Annotated in this window: 15 protein-coding genes; 8 read left to right on the top strand and 7 right to left on the bottom strand. The window is 72.1% G+C overall.

Translation table 11 applies throughout. From position 1 onward, the window contains the following. Positions 1-65 precede the first annotated feature (65 nt). Positions 66-1,334, bottom strand: a complete 1,269-nt coding sequence (locus KU893_RS12735) for an Ig-like domain-containing protein (RefSeq protein WP_218234742.1) — start codon at positions 1,332-1,334, stop codon at positions 66-68. Positions 1,335-1,518: 184 nt separating this feature from the next. Here KU893_RS12735 and KU893_RS12730 point away from each other — a divergent pair, with 184 nt between their 5' ends. Continuing rightward, positions 1,519-2,184: a TetR/AcrR family transcriptional regulator gene (locus KU893_RS12730; protein WP_218234741.1), complete on the top strand. Its 666-nt coding sequence runs from the start codon at positions 1,519-1,521 to the stop codon at positions 2,182-2,184. Here KU893_RS12730 and KU893_RS12725 read toward each other — a convergent pair. Further along, positions 2,139-3,440 carry an MFS transporter gene (locus KU893_RS12725; protein ID WP_257441409.1) on the bottom strand — a complete coding sequence of 434 codons (1,302 nt, stop codon included), beginning with the start codon at positions 3,438-3,440 and terminating at the stop codon, positions 2,139-2,141. The genes KU893_RS12730 and KU893_RS12725 overlap by 46 nt on opposite strands. A 145-nt stretch (positions 3,441-3,585) precedes the next feature. On the opposite strand from KU893_RS12725, the gene KU893_RS12720 reads away from it, so the two are divergent. From KU893_RS12720 to KU893_RS12705, 4 genes are all read left to right on the top strand, one after another. Beyond that, entirely contained in the window at positions 3,586-3,936 is a 351-nt protein-coding gene (locus KU893_RS12720) for a YciI family protein (protein ID WP_218234740.1), read from the top strand. Further along, positions 3,933-5,177 carry an RNA polymerase sigma factor gene (locus KU893_RS12715; protein WP_218234739.1) on the top strand — a complete coding sequence of 415 codons (1,245 nt, stop codon included), beginning with the start codon at positions 3,933-3,935 and terminating at the stop codon, positions 5,175-5,177. The genes KU893_RS12720 and KU893_RS12715 overlap by 4 nt, the downstream gene beginning before the upstream one ends. A 4-nt stretch (positions 5,178-5,181) precedes the next feature. Beyond that, positions 5,182-7,194, top strand: a complete 2,013-nt coding sequence (locus tag KU893_RS12710) for a M3 family metallopeptidase (RefSeq protein ID WP_218234738.1) — start codon at positions 5,182-5,184, stop codon at positions 7,192-7,194. 227 nt (positions 7,195-7,421) lie between these two features. Continuing rightward, complete coding sequence (locus KU893_RS12705; RefSeq protein ID WP_218234737.1) at positions 7,422-8,261, top strand: PadR family transcriptional regulator; 840 nt, start codon at positions 7,422-7,424, stop codon at positions 8,259-8,261. Between the two features lie 64 nt (positions 8,262-8,325). On the opposite strand, the gene KU893_RS12700 is transcribed toward KU893_RS12705, so the two are convergent. After that, entirely contained in the window at positions 8,326-9,723 is a 1,398-nt protein-coding gene (locus KU893_RS12700; RefSeq protein ID WP_218234736.1) for an aspartate aminotransferase family protein, read from the bottom strand. 5 nt (positions 9,724-9,728) lie between these two features. Then, entirely contained in the window at positions 9,729-11,216 is a 1,488-nt protein-coding gene (locus KU893_RS12695; protein ID WP_218234735.1) for a CoA-acylating methylmalonate-semialdehyde dehydrogenase, read from the bottom strand. An 89-nt stretch (positions 11,217-11,305) separates the two neighbouring features. Between KU893_RS12695 and KU893_RS12690 the strand changes: the two genes are divergently transcribed. After that, positions 11,306-12,883 (top strand): PucR family transcriptional regulator, encoded by a 1,578-nt coding sequence (locus KU893_RS12690; protein WP_218234734.1) that lies wholly within the window; start codon positions 11,306-11,308, stop codon positions 12,881-12,883. Between the two features lie 12 nt (positions 12,884-12,895). Here the strand turns inward: KU893_RS12690 and KU893_RS12685 are convergent, their stop codons facing one another. From KU893_RS12685 to KU893_RS12675, 3 genes are all read right to left on the bottom strand, one after another. Next, positions 12,896-13,801, bottom strand: coding sequence for a GNAT family N-acetyltransferase (locus tag KU893_RS12685; protein ID WP_257441408.1), 906 nt, complete (start codon positions 13,799-13,801; stop codon positions 12,896-12,898). Between the two features lie 56 nt (positions 13,802-13,857). Then, on the bottom strand, positions 13,858-14,412 hold the full coding sequence (locus tag KU893_RS12680) for a YceI family protein (RefSeq protein WP_218234733.1): 555 nt from the start codon (positions 14,410-14,412) through the stop codon (positions 13,858-13,860). Between the two features lie 218 nt (positions 14,413-14,630). Then, complete coding sequence (locus KU893_RS12675) at positions 14,631-14,768, bottom strand: hypothetical protein (RefSeq protein ID WP_218234732.1); 138 nt, start codon at positions 14,766-14,768, stop codon at positions 14,631-14,633. Between the two features lie 232 nt (positions 14,769-15,000). Here KU893_RS12675 and KU893_RS12670 point away from each other — a divergent pair, with 232 nt between their 5' ends. Together KU893_RS12670 and glmS are read left to right on the top strand one after the other, a co-directional pair. Further along, positions 15,001-15,264 carry a hypothetical protein gene (locus KU893_RS12670; RefSeq protein WP_218234731.1) on the top strand — a complete coding sequence of 88 codons (264 nt, stop codon included), beginning with the start codon at positions 15,001-15,003 and terminating at the stop codon, positions 15,262-15,264. Between the two features lie 40 nt (positions 15,265-15,304). Then, positions 15,305-17,161 carry a glutamine--fructose-6-phosphate transaminase (isomerizing) gene (gene glmS, locus KU893_RS12665; protein WP_218234730.1) on the top strand — a complete coding sequence of 619 codons (1,857 nt, stop codon included), beginning with the start codon at positions 15,305-15,307 and terminating at the stop codon, positions 17,159-17,161. The last annotated feature ends 12 nt before the right edge of the window (positions 17,162-17,173 follow it).

The following is a 17,173-nucleotide window of genomic DNA, read 5'->3' as shown; positions in this document are numbered from 1 at the left end:
TGGGGGAAATGGCGAAACCCGGCGGGGCGTCGGATGACGCCCCGCCGGGGTCGCGGGCTCAGTGGCTACTTGACGACCTTGACCTTGACGGTCTTGGTCGCGCCGGTGGAGTTGGCGTCCCCGGCGTAGGTGACGGTCAGCGACTGCTTGCCGGCCTTCTTGAACTTCTTGAGCTTGATCGTGGCGGTTCCGTTGGCGAGGGTGCCGGTGCCGACGGTCTTGCCCTTGAGGGTGACGGTGACGGCGCCCGTCGTGCCGGCAGGCGCGGCGACGGCGACGGTCAGCTTCGCCGCCTTCTTGGCCTTGACCTTCTTGGGTGCGACCTTCGCGGAGGTGATCGACGCCGTCGCCTTGCCGACGGTGACGCTCGTGGTCGCGGAGCTGGCGAGGAAGCCCCAGGCCTCCGGGTAGCGCACGGTCAGGTTGTGGGTGCCGACCGCGAGGTTCGCCGGGAGCGGCACCGTTCCGGTGCCGTTGGTGACGGCGCCTCGGGCCAGCACGGCGCCGTTCTCCACGACCTCGACCGGGCCGGTGGCCGCGCCGGAGACGTTCACGGCGACCTTCGAGGAGGAGCCGTAGACCGAGGGGGCGGTCGTGGCGCTCAGCGTGGTGGCCGTGGGCTCCTGGATCGGCACCGGGGCCTCGAGCAGGGTGTCGTCCGGCTGGTCGAGCACGCAGGTCATGTCGGTCTTGACGTTCTGGTAGTCCTTCACGCCGTCGCCGTTGTCGAGCCAGCCGCCCTTGATCAGCGCGTCGGCGGTGAACTGCTGGGGCATGTGCAAGGTGATCTCCTTGCCCGCGGCGTCGGCCGGGATGGGGATGGCGCGCACCGTGCCCGAGGTGGGGATCAGCCAGGGCTCGGGCGGGGTCCAGACGTCCTCGGCGGCGACGGGGATCGGGGCGTTGGTCACGCTGAGGCCGTCGATCGGGACCCAGGAGGGCGCTGCACCGTCGATCGACATGCCGAGCGTCGAGTCGTCGGAGGAGCCGTCGACCGCGTTCGCGACGTGGGTCAGCACCTTGTTGGCCAACCAGAGGTTGTTCGACATGTGCAGGGTGATCGTGGTGGGCGTGGCGGCGAGCGTCTGGCCCGCGTAGGCGACCGAGGGGATCGTGGACTGGGCCTGGACCTGGATCGGGTGGTGCCCCAGGGTCTCGGAGTCGGGGCCGATGGTGACGATCGGCTCGCAGTCGTAGGTGAACTGCTTGTCGATGGTGATCACGCTGTCCGCGGCATGGGCCGGCGCCGCGCCGAAGGAGGCGGCGGTGAGCGCCGCCGAGGCCAGACCGCCGGCGGTCAGGGCGGCAAGACGACGGGACGAAGCGATAAACATCAATGTTCCTCTCGGGGGTATAAACGTTGCTGTTTCTCGCTAGTGTTACAGGTCACACCATGTCGCGACAAGCAATTTGCGAGGTTTCGGTAACCCAAAGTTGCACATCGAGTTGCCCTTGCCCGGCCCTCTCCACCGACCACGGGGCCCGGGCCGCAGCGGCGCGCGCTCGTAGAATCGGGCCATGGGGGCCGAACATCTACCGACCGGAAGACACGGACTGACGCCCGAGGAGGTCCGGGAGGACCAGCGGCGCCGACTGCTCTCCGCGACGGCGCTGTGCATGACCGAGCAGGGCTATGCCGACACCTCGGTGGCCGACATCATCAAGCGGGCGGGGGTCTCCCGCAAGACCTTCTACGAGATCTTCACCGACAAGGCCGATGCCTTCTCCGCGGCGTACGAGACCGGGGTCGCGGCGCTGACCCATGACATCTCCGCTGCGATCGATCCCGACGCCAGCTGGCACGACCGCGTCGTGCGGTGCATGACCGCACTGGCCGAGTCGGCGGCCCGCAGCCCGGCCTTCACGACCCTGTGCATCATGGAGGTCTGGGCCGCCGGCGACGCGGCCCGCCGCCGCCACTTCGAGGTGCTGGTCGGGTTCCGGGCCCTCCTCGACGAGCTCTCGGACGAGGTCAGCGGGCCGGTCTTCAGCGGCATCGTGGGCGCGCTGTCGACCATGCTCTACCACGAGATCGAGGAGGGCCGCCTCGAGCAGCTCGCCGACATCGTGCCCGACATGGCGGCCTTCGTGGAGCTGCCCCTCGCGGCGGTCCGGGCCCGTGCGGCCGGGGAGCACCCTCAGCCGCGGGAGGCCGCTCCGCCTCCGGTAGCCACCACTCGGTAGCGCACGAACGACGGCACCGCGAGCGCCGTCACGACCACCAGGACGACGACGAGCACGCCGCCACCGGCAGCCGCGGTCGCCGTACCGACCATGGCGGCGCTCGCGCCGTGCGCGACGTCGGCGATCCGCGGGCCGCCGGCGACGACCACGATGAAGATGCCCTGCAGCCGGCCGCGGACCTCGTCGGCGGCCGCGCTCTGCAGCATCGAGGTGCGGAAGGCGGCCGAGGCCATGTCGGCGGCGCCGCCGACGACGAGCATGAGGACGGCGACCACCAGCCAGGCGTGGGCCGACCCCGGCAGGGAGTCCGCGCCGACGACGGCCAGGCCGAAGCCGACCATCGCCAGGCCCCACACGACGATGCACCACACCACCGCGCGGCCCTGGGCCGAGACCCGTGACACCCAGCCGGAGAACACGCCACCCAGGACGGCGCCGGCGGGGATGCCGGCGAACAGCAGCGCGAAGGCCAGGCCGCCCTCGTCGGGGCCGAGGAAGCTCTCGTGCGCGATCTCCGGGAACAGCGCCCGCGGCATGCCGAAGACCATCGCGATGACGTCGACGACGAAGGACATCATCAGCACCGGCTGCCCGCGCAGGTAGGCGATGCCCTCGACCACCGAGCGCAGCCCGGGCGTCCCGGCCCCCGCGCCCTCGACCGGGAGCGCGGGCAGCCGGACGACCGCCCACAGGGTGGCGAGCAGCGAGACCGCGTCGCCGGCGTAGAGCCAGGCGAAGCCGGTGAACGGGATCAGGATGCCCGCGATCAGCGGCCCGCCGATCGCACCCGCCTGCATCACCGTCATGTTGAGGGAGTTGGCCGCGGGCAGCATCTCCTCCCCGAGCAGCCGCGGCAGCACGGCCGAGCGGGTCGGCTGGTTGACCGCGAAGAACGCCTGCTGCACGGAGAACAGCCCGAGCAGCACCCACACGTTGCCCACCCCCAGCGCCGCCTGCAGCCAGAACAGCGCGGCGGTGCCGACCAGACCGCAGGTGGTGACGAGCAGCATCGTGCGGCGGTCGAAGTGGTCGGCGAGGGCCCCGCCCCACAGTCCGAACACGACGAGGGGCACCAGGCCGAACACCCCGGTCAGGCCGACGTACGCCGACGAGCCGGTCTCGGCGTAGATCTGGGCCGGGACCGCGACGACCGTGAGCTGGGCGCCGACGACGGTGACGATGTTGGCCGACCACAGCCGGCGGAAGTGCGGGTCCCGCAGCGGCCGGGTGTCGGCCAGCATCGCGCGAAGACTCACCGGAGAAGGCTACGGACCGCCCGCCGAGCCGGTGAACTCGGCACCGAAGTCGTGGAAGGCTGTCGTACCGAGCATCCCTCGTTCGTGGAGGGGGTTAGGGGCGGTCATCGGGGCCGTCCGCACCGACCGAGACCAGGAGATTCCCATGACGCAGTACCTGCTGGCCGTGCACGGCGACGAGGCCGGCTACGCGCAGATCACCGCCGAGCAGATGCAGCAGATGTTCGCGGACACCGAGCGCTTCAACCAGCAGCTCCAGGCGGACGGGGTCTGGGTGTTCGCGGGCGGCCTCGAGACCGTGGGCTCCGCGTCGGTCGTCGACGGCACCGGCGACGCGCCCGTCGTCACCGACGGTCCCTACCTGGAGACCAAGGAGCACATCGGCGGCTTCTGGATCATCGACGTGCCCGACCACGACGCCGCGATGAGGTACGCCGCCGCGGGCTCCAAGGCCTGCCAGGGCAAGGTCGAGGTCCGTCCCTTCCAGGCCGAATGAGCGGTCCCGACGCTCGCTCCGCTCGCACCTCGCCCACCGCCGAGGCTGTCGAACGGATCTTCCGTGACGAGTACGGCCGGCTGATCGCCTCGCTGGTACGCCGCTTCGGCGACATCGACCTCGCCGAGGACGCGGCGGGGGAGGCGCTGGTCACCGCGCTCGAGAAGTGGCCGGTGTCCGGCGTACCGCCCAACCCCGGTGCGTGGCTCACCACCACCGCCGGGAACCGGGCGATCGACCGCCTCCGCCGCGAGAAGCACCGGATGAGCAAGCACCAGGCGGCCGTCATGATCGAGGACGACACACCCCACGAGCCGACCGGCGTCATCGAGGACGACCGGCTCCGGCTGATCTTCACCTGCTGCCACCCGGCGCTCGCGCCGGAGGCACGCATCGCGCTCACCCTGCGCCTGCTCGGCGGGCTCACCGTCGCCGAGATCGCCAGCGCCTTCCTCGTCCAGGAGACGACGATGGCGCAGCGGATCACCCGCGCCAAGGCGAAGATCAAGGGCGCCAACATCCCCTACCGGGTGCCGGAGCAGGACGACCTGCCGGCGCGGGTCGGCGCCGTGCTCGCCGTCCTCCTGCTGATCTTCAACGAGGGCTACCTGTCCTCCGGCGACGGCGACCCGATCCGCGAGGAGCTCACCGGCGAGGCGATCCGGCTGGCCCGGACCCTCCACGAGCTGCTCCCCGACGACCTCGAGGTCACCGGACTGCTGGCGATGCTGCTGCTCACCGAGGCCCGCCGTACGGCTCGGGTGCGGGGTGGCGAGCTGGTCCCGCTCGAGGAGCAGGACCGGGGCGGCTGGGACCGGGCGCTCATCGCCGAGGGCCACGCGCTGGTCCGCAGCTGTCTGGCCGTCAACCGGCCCGGCCGCTACCAGATCCTGGCCGCGCTCAACGCCGTCCACACCGACGCCCCGACCGCCGCCGCGACCGACTGGTCCCAGGTGGTCGCGCTCTACGACCAGCTCGCGCGGATCGACCCGTCGCCGATCGTCGCGCTCAACCGCGCGGTCGCGATCGCCGAGCTGGACGGGCCCGAGGTGGCCCTGGCGATCGTCGAGCGACTGCCGCTCGACGGCTACCACGCCTGGCACGCCACCCGCGCCGAGCTGTTGCGCCGGCTGGGCCGCAGCGCCGAGTCCCGGGAGCAGTACGACGCCGCGCTGGCCGTGTGCGACAACGTGGCCGAGCGCGCGTTCCTGCTCAGGAAGCGGGGGCAACTGGCAGGCTGACCGCATGACGTGTGACCCGCTCGCCCTGCCCTCGTCCGCCGCCGACTGGCCCGCCTGGTTCCGGGCCCGCACGGCGTCGGAGCTGGCGCGGGCCACCGAGCTGGTCGACGCGCTGCGGTCCGCCCCGCCGGCCGACCCGGTCGCCGTACTGCGTCAGTGGGACCGGGCCGCCGGCCACCTCGGCAACGCGGCCGCCGCCGGCTCGCTGTTCGGCAACGTGCACCCCTTGGACGAGGTCCGCGACCTCGCCGACGCCGCGGAGCAGGAGGCGCAGCGGATCGGCACGGCCTGGGGTCTGGACCGGGAGCTGTACGACGTGTTCGCGACGATCGACGACGGCGCGGTCGCCCACGACCCGCTGGCCGCGCGAGTGCTGGCGAAGGTGCGCAACGACTTCCGGCGTTCCGGCGTCGACAAGGACGAGGCCACCCGGACTCGGATCGCCGAGATCCACGAGCGGCTCACCGAGCTCGACCAGGAGTTCAGCCGGGTGATCCGCGACGACGTCCGCACCGTGCGGGTCACGCCGGAGCAGCTGGCCGGGATGCCGGACGACTGGCTGGCCGCTCACCCCGTCGACGCCGAGGGGATGGTCACCGTCACCACCGACTACCCCGACTCGGTGCCGGTGCGGATGTTCGCCCGCGACCAGGACGTTCGCCGCCAGGTCACCGTCGCGTTCCTCGACCGGGGCTGGCCCACCACCGAGCCGTTGCTCACCGAGCTGTTCGCGCTGCGCCACGAGCTCGCCACGACCGTCGGGTACGCCGACTGGCCGTCGTACGACGCCGACGTGAAGATGATCGGACGATCGAACCCGGTTGCTGAGGAGGCGAGGAACGAGCCGTCGCGAAGCATCCCCGCGTTCATCGAGCGGATCGTCGCGGCGGCCGAGGAGCCGATGCGCCGCGACCTGGCCCAGCTGCTCGAGCGCTACCGCCGCGACTTCCCCGACGCCACCGAGGTCCCCGGCTACGACTACAACCACTACGCCGAGCTGGTCCGCGCCGAGAGGTACGACGTCGACTCCCAGCGGGTGCGCGCCTACTTCGACTTCGCCAAGGTGCGGACCGGCCTGCTCGAGGTCACCGGCCGGCTGTTCGGGCTGCGCTACGAGCAGGTCGACGTACCCGTGTGGCACGAGGACGTCACGTCGTACGACGTGTTCGCGACCCAGCCGGTGGTTGAGGTGCGAGGCGCCCCGGCGCCGAGCCTCGAAACCCGGATCGGTCGGATCCACCTCGACCTGCACCCGCGTGAGGGCAAGTACAAGCACGCCGCGCAGTTCACGCTCACCGACGGCGTCGCCGGCGAGCAGCTGCCCGAGGGCGTGCTGGTCTGCAACTTCTCCCGCGGCCTGATGGAGCACGACCACGTCGTCACGCTCTTCCACGAGTTCGGCCACCTGCTCCACCACGTGCTCGGCGGGCACGGCGCGTGGTACCGCTTCGCCGGCGTCGCCACCGAGTGGGACTTCGTCGAGGCCCCGAGCCAGATGCTCGAGGAGTGGGCCTGGCACGCCGACGTGCTGCGCACCTTCGCCACCGACGCCGCCGGCGAGCCGATCCCCGGCGACCTGGTCGCCGCGATGCGCGCCGCCGACGACTACGGCAAGGGCATCTACGCCCGCACCCAGATGTTCTACGCCGCCATGTCGTACTGGTTCCACGCCGACCGGGTCCACGGCGCGGACGCCCCCGACCTGACCTCGCGCATGGTCGAGCTGCAGCGCAGGTACGCCGCGCTGCCGTACCTCCCCGGCACCCACATGTTCGCCAGCTTCGGTCACCTCGGCGGCTACAGCTCGGGCTACTACACCTACATGTGGTCGCTGGTGATCGCCAAGGACATGTGGAGCGCCTTCGACGAGGCCGACCCGTTCGCGCCCGAGGTCGCCCAGCGCTACCGCGACCGGGTGCTGGTCCCCGGCGGTGCAGCCGACGCCGCCGACCTGGTCGCCGACTTCCTCGGTCGGCCGTTCTCGTTCGACGCGTACGCCGCTTGGCTGGACCGCTGACCCGTCCGCTTGTAACTAAGTGTTACAGCACGGTTTTCCACCACATGAGCCTCACTAGCCCCAAATTCGTGCTGTAACACTTAGTTACAAGCGAGCTCGCCCCTTGCGTGGCGGGTCGAGCCGACGTACGGTTGCGATATATCGCGATACGAACACGAACTGTTCCCGCGATATCCCCGAGACCCGATGGGGCTCACGAGGCCCCCGCAACTGAAGGAGGTCCCGTCATGGGACACCACGAGAACGCGTACGACGACCGCGACCCCTGGGGTCGCCCCGAGCCCCTTGGGTTCCAGCGCCGCAACCGCGGCGGGGGCCCCGGCCCCTGGGGTGGCTGGGGTGGCTGGGCGGGCTGGGACCAGTGGGGGGAGCCCGGCCGCGGCCGCGGCCGCCACGGTGGTCCGGGCTTCGGCCCGGGCGGTCCCGGTGGTCCCGGTGGACCGGGCATGCCGCCGCCGTGGCTCGCCGGCCTGTTCGGCATGGGCCGCCCCGAGCCGAGCCGTGGCCCGCGGGTGCGCCGCGGCGACGTCCGCTCGGCCATCCTCGACGTGCTCCGCGACGCCAACCAGCGCGAGGAGTCGCCCAACGGCTACCAGGTCATCCAGGCGATCACCGACCGCAGTGGCGGGGTCTGGAAGCCGAGCCCCGGCTCGGTCTACCCGACCGTCCAGCAGCTCCAGGACGAGGAGCTCGTCGAGATCGACGAGGCGCGTGGGCGCCGCGCCATGCGGCTGACCGCCAGGGGCGCGGTCTGGTGCGAGGAGCACGCCGCCGAGCTCGCCGCCGTCTGGGTGCCCTTCGACCGCACGCGGGAGAAGGCGCAGGCCGGTCCCGCCGACCAGGGCCACGCCGACCTCAAGGCCGAGATCGGCCAGGTCATGAGTGCGATCTGGCAGATCGTCACCGCCGGCTCCGACGCCCAGCGCCGGGCCGCGGTCGACGTCCTGGTCGAGGCCCGACGCAGCCTCTACGGCATCCTCGCCGACGGCCCGACCCGGGACGCCGACCCCGAGGACCCGGCCGACCCGACCGACCCGAGTGACCCGGCCGACCCGGCCGACGCCTGAGTCCACAACGACGAGACCCGCTGGAGCCGATCGGCTCCAGCGGGTCTCGTGCGTGCGGGCGGCGTCAGCCCACGTAGTACTCGTCCGCCACGTCGAGCGCCTCGTCGAGGATCGCGAGCCCCACGAGCAGCTCCTCCCGCGTGGTGGTGCACGGCGGCGCCACGTGGGTGCGGTTGAAGTGCACGAACGGCCACAGCCCCCGCTCCTTGCAGGCGGCGGTGAACCGGGCCATCGGCTCGGCGTCCGGACCGGCGGCGTTGAACGGCACCAGCGGCTCGCGGGTCGTGCGGTCGCGGACCAGCTCGATGGCCCAGAACATCCCCAGGCCGCGGACCTCGCCCACCGACGGGTGCTTCGCGGCGAGCTCGGCGAGCCGCGGCCCGATCACGTCGGCGCCCATCGTCCGCACGTGGTCCAAGACGCCGTCCGACATCACCTTGATCGACGCGACCGCGGCCGCGCAGGCCAGCGGGTGGCCGGAGTAGGTGAGGCCGCCGGGGTAGGCGCGCTCTCGGAAGGTGTCGAAGATCGGCTCCGAGATCACGACGCCGCCGAGCGGCACGTACCCGGAGTTCACGCCCTTCGCGAAGGTGATCAGGTCCGGTACGACGCCCCAGTGGTCGATCGCGAACCACTCGCCGCAGCGGCCGAAGCCGGCCATCACCTCGTCGGCGATCAGCACGATGCCGTGCCGGTCGCACAGCTCCCGTACGCCGGCCAGGTAGCCCGGCGGCGGCACCAGGATGCCGTTCGTCCCGACCACGGTCTCGAGGATGATCGCGGCGATCGTCGCGGGGCCCTCGACCATGATCGTGTCGGCGAGGTGCTGCAGGGCGCGGGCGCCCTCCTCCGCCTCGGACGTCGAGTGGAAGGCCGAGCGGTAGGCGTAGGGCCCCCAGAAGTGCACCGAGCCGGGGATCGACGGCTCCGAGGGCCAGCGGCGCGGGTCGCCGGTCAGCGCGATCGCGCCGGCGGTGGCGCCGTGGTAGCTGCGGTAGGTCGACAGCACCTTGTGCCTGCCGGTGTGCAGCCGCGCCATCCGGATCGCGTTCTCGTTGGCCTCGGCGCCGCCGTTGGTGAAGAAGACGTGGTTCAGGTCGCCGGGCGAGCGCTCGGCGATCAGGCGGGCTGCCTCGCCGCGTACGTCGTTGGCGAAGGCCGGTTGCACCATGCACAGGCGGGCGGCCTGCTCCTGGATCGCGGCGACCAGCGCCGGGTGCTGGTAGCCGAGGTTGAGGTTGACCAGCTGCGAGGAGAAGTCGAGGTACTTCTTGCCCTCGTAGTCCCAGAACCGGGACCCCTCGCCGCCGGCGACCGGCAGCGGGCTGATCTTGTCCTGGGCCGACCACGAGTGGAAGACGTGCGCGCGGTCGTCGGCGACGACGGTGGCGGCGAGCGAGTCGGCCGGCGAGTTGGCCGAGGAGCTGGCCGAGGAGCTGGTGGCGGGGTCGAGGAGGGTCATCGCGCTCACCGGTTCCGGGGGAAGCCGAGGTCGACCGTCGAGGTCGCCGGGTCGGGCCAGCGCGAGGTGACGACCTTCGCGCGGGTGAAGAACGCCAGGCCCTCGGGGCCGTACATGTGGTGCGAGCCGAACAGCGAGTTCTTCCAGCCACCGAAGGAGTGGTGCGCGACGGGGACCGGGATCGGCACGTTGACGCCGACCATCCCGACCTCGATGTCACGCTCGAACTGCCGGGCGGCGCCACCGTCGCGGGTGAACAGGGCGACGCCGTTGGCGTACTCGTTGCGGTTGACCAGCGCGATCGCCTCGTCGAAGGTGTCGACCCGGACGACCGACAGCACCGGGCCGAAGATCTCGTCGCGGTAGACCGACATCTCCTCCGAGACGTGGTCGATGAGGGAGGGGCCGAGGAAGAAGCCGGACGCGGGGAGCTCGGACCGGCGGCCGTCGAGGACGACGGTCGCGCCGGCCGCGGCGCCGGCGTCGACGTACCCGGCGACCCGGTCGCGGTGCGCCTCGGTGATCAGCGGGCCCATGCCGGTGCCGGCCACGGTGCCGTCGCCGATGACGATGTCGTTGGCACGAACGGTGATCTCCTTGATCAGCTGGTCGGCCACGTCGCCGACCGCGACCAGCACGGAGACGGCCATGCAGCGCTCGCCGGCCGAGCCGTACGCCGCCGAGACGGCCGCGTCCGCCGCCATGCCGAGGTCGGCGTCGGGCAGGACGACCATGTGGTTCTTGGCGCCGCCGAGGGCCTGGACCCGCTTGCCGGCGCGGGTGCCCGACTCGTAGACGGACTTCGCGACCGGGGTGGAGCCGACGAAGCTGACGGCCGCGACGTCCGGGTGGTCGATGAGGGCCTGGACGGCGGTCGGGTCGCCCTGGACGACGGTGAAGACGCCGTCGGGCAGGCCGGCCTGCTGCCACAGGTCGGCGAGCAGCAGGGACGCCGAGGGGTCGCGCTCGCTGGGCTTGAGGACGAAGGCGTTGCCGGCGGCGATCGCGGTGGTGCACATCCACAGCGGCACCATGACCGGGAAGTTGAAGGGCGTGATGCCGACGACCACGCCGAGCGCCTCGCGGACGGTGCGCACGTCGATGCCGGTGCTGACCTCGGCGGAGTAGCTGCCCTTGAGGTGCTCGGCGATGCCGACGGCGTAGTCGACGTTGTCGAGGCCGCGGGCGACCTCGCCGGCGGCGTCGTCGAGGACCTTGCCGTGCTCGGCGGTGATCGCGGCGGCGAGCTCGTCGGCGTGGGTGCGGACCAGCTCGCGGAAGGCGAACAGGACCTGCGTACGCCGGGCGAGGCTCGAGCGGCGCCACTCGGCCGCGGCGGCGCTCGCCGAGGCGACGGCGCGGTCGACCAGGGCGGTGTCGGCCAGCTGGAGCTGTCCGGTGACCTCGCCGGTGGCGGGGTTGAAGACGGGCTGGGTGCGGGCGTCGGGGACGGTCACCGCGGCGCCGTCGATCCAGTGGCTGATCGTGCTCATGATGTCGAACGTAGGTGCGACGACGCCCCCCGAGTAGCATCAACGTGTCGCGAGATGTCCCGTCGACGTTACAGAGTGGAAGGAAGCCGATGCTGCCCACGCTCGCCGAGGTGCTGGCCCTCCCGGAGGTCCAGCGCGGCGACCCGGCCGTGCTCGCCGGGGCGGGTCGGCTGCACCGGGCGATCCGCTGGGTGCACGTCGCGGAGCTGGCCGACATCGCCCCCCTGCTGCAGGGCGACGAGCTGCTGCTCAACACCGGCATCCTGCTGCCCTCGACCGATCGCGGGCTGCGCCAGTACGTCGCCGGGCTCGCCGAGGTGGGCCTCGCGGGCCTGGCCATCGAGCTCGGTCGCAGGTTCACCGACCGGCTGCCGGACGCCCTCGTGGAGGCCGCCGAGGAGCACGACCTGCCGCTGATCGCCTTCCGCCGGGAGACGTCGTTCGTCGCCGTCACCCAGGCGGTCCACCAGATCGTGGTCAACGCGCAGATGACCGAGCTGCAGGCCTCGGAGGAGGCGCACCGCGCCTTCACCCGGTTGACCCTCGGCCGGGCCCGGCCGCAGCAGGTCGTCGACCTGGTGGCCGAGATGGCCGACCGGCCGGTGGTCTTCGAGAACCTGGTGCACCACGTCATCGCCTACAACGCCGCCGGTCGGGACCACGACGCCGTGATCGGCGACTGGGAGCGGCGCTCACGCAGCGCCCGGATGCTCGGCACCGACACCGCCGTCGACGTCGGCCCGGAGCCCGGCCGGTTCGGCCGCCTCGTGCTGCTGGCCGACGGCAGCGACACCGCGACCACGCCCCGGCAGCGGATGCTGCTCGAGCGCGGCGCGACCGCGTTGGCGATGGGCCGCCTGATCGACCGCGACGCCCAGAACCTGGAGCTGCAGGCGCACCGGACCCTGCTCACCGAGCTCGCTGCCGGCGTCGACGTCCCCCACCTCGCCTCCCGGCTGACCTCGCTCGGGCTGCGGTGGAAGGGTCGGCACGTCACCGGGCTGGTCGTCCGGCTGCCGGGGCCGGGCAACGCCGACGAGCTGCGAGGGGTGGCCGCCGACCTCCTCGACGAGCTGCGCGTGCGCCGGACCAGCGGGCTGGTCGGGCTCGTCGACGACGAGCGGGTGGTCGCGCTGGTCGCGCACGCGCCGGGCAGCGCCGATGCGGTGACCGACCGGCTCGTGGAGCGCCTGGCCCGGACCGGGGCCCGCCTGGTCGTCGGCGTCGGCTCGCCCGTCGACGACGTCGCCGGGGCCGGCGGCAGCGTCCGCGAGGCCCTCGTCGTCGCCGACTCGGCCGCCCCCACCACCCCACCCCGCGCGGTCCGCCTCTACGACCTGCGCCTGCGCGGACTGCTCCACCTGCTCCGCAGCGACCCCCGCGTCCAGCAGTACGTCGAGCGCGAGCTCGGCACGCTCCTGGCCCACGACGCCCGGACCGGTGAGCAGCTCACGGCCACGCTGGCGGCGTACTGCCGCACGGGCGGCAACAAGGTCCGCACCGCCGAGCTGTGCCACATCTCGCGCCCGGCGCTGTACGCCCGGCTGCAGCGCATCGGCCAGGTCGTCGACATCGACCTGGCCGACCCGGAGAACGTGCTCGCCCTCCACGTCGCCCTGCTCGCGCGCGAGGTGATGTCCGATCAGCCCCGGCCGCAGTACTCGTAGCCGGCGCAGACCTCAGGCCAGCCGGATCGCCCGGTGCACCCAGGTGGCAGCGGTCCGCATCCCGACCAGCTCGTAGAGGCCGAGGGCGCCGGTGCGCGAGTCGGTGGACAGCGACGAGGAGGTCGCGCCGTGCTCGCGCCCCGCCGCGAACGCGGCGACCAGCAGCGCCTGGGCCAGACCGCGGCCGCGGTGCGCGCGGGCCACGGCCAGCTTGGAGACGTAGGTGTCGGTGCCGGCGTTCCAGGCGTGCGCGACGGCCACGACGGCGCCGTCGGGGCCGGTGACGACCGGGAGGTGCCAGGGCTCGGAGCCGGGACGCCCCCACACCTGGGCGCCGAAGTCCTCGAGGCTGGCCCGCTCGCGGACGGACCACTCGAGGAAGGCGTCCTCGGTGACGGTCCAGACCTGCTCGTGGTCGGCCGGCGTCGCCACGCGCAGCCGGTAGCCCTCGGGCAGCGGTCGCTCGGCGATCCGGGCGCCCTCGGGCAGCCGGAGCACCCAGCTGGTCCAGCGCACCTCGTAGCCGAGCGCGGTCAGCAGCCGGTCGCCGTCCGATCCCTCGGGCACCGGCATCCCGACGATCGTGACGCCCCGGCTGCGGGCCAGCTGCTGGATCCAGCCGGCCAGCCAGGTCCCGATCCCCCGCCCCCGGTACGACGGCGCCACGGCCGCGTCGTACCTCTCCTCGCCGAGATGCTCGGCGTAGGCCACGATCCGCTCGCCGTCGAGGACCGCGACCGAGCTCGCCCCCAGGTCGTACGACGGCCGGCCCCAGTCGGCGAGCAGGTCCGCCTCCTCGACCTCGACGGTGCCGGTGTCGTGCCGCTCCTGCTCGGCGACGACCGCGAAGACGGCCGCCGCGTCGGCGAGGGCGAGCGGGCGGGAGGTCAGCCCCGAGGGCAGCGAAATGGCGGACACCCGGGTGAGTCTGGACGACTCACCCGGGTGTCCGCGCGCGATTTATGCGGGAACGATCAGGCGTTCTTGATGGCCGAGATGTCGAACTCGAGCTTGATCTTCTCCGACACCAGCACGCCGCCGGTCTCGAGCGCGGCGTTCCAGGTCAGGCCCCAGTCCTTGCGGTTGATGGTGACATCGCCCTCGAACCCGACGCGGACGTTGCCGAACGGGTCCTTCGCGGAGCCGTTCTCCTCGAACTCGATGGTGACCGGCTTCGTGACGCCCTTGATGGTCAGGTCGCCGGTGATGGTCCACTCGTCGCCGTCACGCGAGACGTCGGTGGAGACGAACTTCCACTCCGGGAACGCGGCGGTGTCGAAGAAGTCGGGGGAGACCAGGTGGCCGTCGCGGTCCGCGGAGCCGGTGGACACGCTGGCCGGGTTGATGGAGACGGTGACCGACGAGGCCGCGGGGTTGGCGGTGTCGATGTGGGCGGTGGCGTTCCAGTCGGTGAACTGGCCGCGCACCTTGGTGACCACGGCGTGCCGGGCGACGAAGCCGAGGCGGCTGTGCGCGGTGTCGAGGGTGTAGTCGCCGGTGATGTCGGTGAGGGCGGTGGACTCGCTCATGGTGCTGGCTCCTGGGGTGGTGGTTTGTTTGAACTTTCAAAGACCGTAACCAATGGTGACACGGCAACCATTCCAGGGCAAGGCGTGATCCGGGTCACGCGCGGGTGGCCGGCCGGTGAAGTCCCGGCGGCGGCCCCCGGGTCCCGGGAAGTGCGCGCCGGGAAATGCAGGAAGCCGCTCCCCGGTTCGGGGAGCGGCTTCCTGAAGACGGACGAGCGTCAGGCTGCGTGCGCGTGAGCGGCCGCGGGCTGGCCGACCTCGACCCAGACGGCCTCCATTCGGGTGCGTCCGTCGGTGGCGGTCACGGGCAGCCAGCGCATCTCGAGATGCGGCGTGGTCATGTTCGTGTCGGTCATGGGTCACCTCCTGTTCACCTTGTGTTCACCAAGGTAGCACGTCCTCCACCCGGTCGTCCCGTTTCGCTCCATTTCCACTCCCGCGCTCCACTGTGGGGGACTGTGGCCGGTCGCGGAAGCCCCCTGCGCTCCACCTGTGCTTGGCGACAGCCGGGACGGCCGAATGCGCCGGTTCCTGCCCGATTCCGGGCAAGAACTTGAGATATGACTGCGATGGGTGCACGCTCGCCGGGTGCACGTCGATCCGCGGCTCCTGCGGCACGTCCAGGACAGCACCGGCCTGGGCCCCGCGGAGGCGACCCGCCTGGTCCAAGACGTCCTCGCCTTCCACGACGAGACGGTCGAGGGCTGGGTCCGGCGGCGGCACGCCGAGCTCAGGCTGCTCGGCGCGAGGAACGACGACATCTTCGCCCGGCTCCGCGAGGAGCTGCGGACCACGGTGGTCGCGGCTCCCGACCTGTCGGAACGCCAGCTCCGCCGGATCATCTACGGCTAGGTCCCCACCCGGGCCGGTCAGAAGGAACAGGGAGACACACATGTGCGGGATCGTCGGCTACATCGGCACCCAGCAGGCGGCGCCGCTGCTGCTGGAGGGACTGACCCGGCTCGAGCACCGCGGGTACGACTCCGCGGGCCTCGCCGTCCTCGGCGGCAGTGGGCTCAAGGTGGCCAAGCAGGCCGGCCGGGTCCGTGACCTCGCCGACGGGTTGCCCAAGCGGTTCGGCGGCAAGATCGGGATCGGCCACACCCGCTGGGCGACCCACGGCCCCGCCACCGACGCCAACGCACATCCCCACACCGACGAGGCCGGCCGGGTCGCGGTCGTGCACAACGGCATCATCGACAACGCCGCCGCGCTGCGCGCCGAGCTCACCGCCGAGGGCGTCGTCCTCGCCTCCGACACCGACACCGAGGTGCTCGCCCACCTGGTCGCCCGCTCGAGCGCGAAGACCCTCGAGCAGCGCATCGCCGAGGCGCTCGGCCGGATCGAGGGCACCTACGGCATCGCGGTCGCCCACGCCGACTTCCCCGACCGACTGGTCGTCGCCCGCAACGGCAGCCCGCTGATCATCGGCGTCGGCGACCACGAGATGCACGTCGCCTCCGACCTCGCGGCGCTCGTGCGGTACACGACCACGCTCGCCCACCTCGACGACGGTGAGATGGCCACGATCACCGCCGGCGGCTTCACGACGTACGCGCTGGGGAGCATCGAGGGCACCGGCCGCCCCGGTCTCACGGCCACCGACCGCCGCGCCAAGGAGGTCGACATCGACCCCGAGGCGTACGACGCCGGCGAGCACGACTCGTTCATGCACAAGGAGCTGCTCGAGCAGCCGGCGTGCGCCGAGGCCGTGCTGCGTGGTCGCCTCGACGAGCGCTTCGGCACCGGCCACCTCGGTGGCCTCAACCTCGACGCACGCGAGCTGCGCGCGATCCGCCGGGTCAAGATCCTGGGCTGCGGATCGGCGTACTACGTCGGCCAGATGGGCGCCTCGCTCATCGAGGAGCTGGCGCGGATCCCCGCCGACGCCGAGGCCGCGAGCGAGTTCCGCTATCGCAACCCGATCGTGGAGCCCGACACCCTCTACGTCGCCGTGAGCCAGTCCGGCGAGACCATCGACACGCTGCTGGCCGTGCAGGAGATCCAGCGCAAGGGCGGCCGGGTGATCGGGCTGGTCAACGTGGTCGGCTCGGCGATCGCGCGCCAGGTCGACGGCGGCATCTACCTGCACTCGGGCCCCGAGGTCGCCGTCGCCTCGACCAAGGCGCTGACCAACATGTTCCTCGCGTTCGGCATGCTCGCCGTCCAGCTCGGCCGGGTCCGCGACCTGTCCATCGCCGACGGCAAGCGGCTGATCGCCGGCCTGACCCGGATCCCCGAGCAGATCGACCAGGTGCTCGCCACCGAGGCCGACCTGGCCCTGGTCGCCAAGCGGCTCGCGGAGGCGGAGAGCCTGTTCTTCATCGGCCGGGTCCGCGGCTTCCCGGTCGCGCGCGAGGGCGCGCAGAAGTTCAAGGAGATCACCTACCGCCACGCGGAGGCCTACCAGACCAGCGAGCTCAAGCACGGCCCGCTCGCGTTGATCTCGCCCGAGGTGCCGACGGTCGCCATCGTCCCCGACGACGAGCTGGTCGAGCGCAACGTCGCGGCGCTGCACGAGATCGCGGCCCGGGGCGGCCCGCTCGTCGTGATCACCCACGAGAGCGTGGATCTCGGCGACCTCGAGGGCATCGTGGCCGGGCGGATCGACGTCCCCCGCAACGAGCGCGAGCTCGACCCGATCCTGCTGACCATCCCGCTGCAGGTGCTCGCCTACCACGCCGCCCTGGAGCTGGGTCACGACATCGACAAGCCGCGCAACCTGGCGAAGTCCGTCACCGTGGAGTGAGCGCACCCCATG

This window comes from Nocardioides daeguensis, assembly GCF_019192965.1.
Classification (GTDB): domain Bacteria; phylum Actinomycetota; class Actinomycetes; order Propionibacteriales; family Nocardioidaceae; genus Nocardioides; species Nocardioides daeguensis.
The sequence above is the reverse complement of the archived record's forward strand: the minus strand, read 5'-3'. Positions and strand labels throughout refer to the sequence as shown.

Coding starts and splice junctions, on each gene's coding strand:
- KU893_RS12735 (WP_218234742.1), bottom strand. CDS start 1,334: ATGTTTATCGCTTCGTCCCGTCGTCTTGCCGCCCTGACCGCCGGCGGT.
- KU893_RS12730 (WP_218234741.1), top strand. CDS start 1,519: ATGGGGGCCGAACATCTACCGACCGGAAGACACGGACTGACGCCCGAG.
- KU893_RS12720 (WP_218234740.1), top strand. CDS start 3,586: ATGACGCAGTACCTGCTGGCCGTGCACGGCGACGAGGCCGGCTACGCG.
- KU893_RS12715 (WP_218234739.1), top strand. CDS start 3,933: ATGAGCGGTCCCGACGCTCGCTCCGCTCGCACCTCGCCCACCGCCGAG.
- KU893_RS12710 (WP_218234738.1), top strand. CDS start 5,182: ATGACGTGTGACCCGCTCGCCCTGCCCTCGTCCGCCGCCGACTGGCCC.
- KU893_RS12705 (WP_218234737.1), top strand. CDS start 7,422: ATGGGACACCACGAGAACGCGTACGACGACCGCGACCCCTGGGGTCGC.
- KU893_RS12700 (WP_218234736.1), bottom strand. CDS start 9,723: ATGACCCTCCTCGACCCCGCCACCAGCTCCTCGGCCAGCTCCTCGGCC.
- KU893_RS12695 (WP_218234735.1), bottom strand. CDS start 11,216: ATGAGCACGATCAGCCACTGGATCGACGGCGCCGCGGTGACCGTCCCC.
- KU893_RS12690 (WP_218234734.1), top strand. CDS start 11,306: ATGCTGCCCACGCTCGCCGAGGTGCTGGCCCTCCCGGAGGTCCAGCGC.
- KU893_RS12680 (WP_218234733.1), bottom strand. CDS start 14,412: ATGAGCGAGTCCACCGCCCTCACCGACATCACCGGCGACTACACCCTC.
- KU893_RS12675 (WP_218234732.1), bottom strand. CDS start 14,768: ATGACCGACACGAACATGACCACGCCGCATCTCGAGATGCGCTGGCTG.
- glmS (WP_218234730.1), top strand. CDS start 15,305: ATGTGCGGGATCGTCGGCTACATCGGCACCCAGCAGGCGGCGCCGCTG.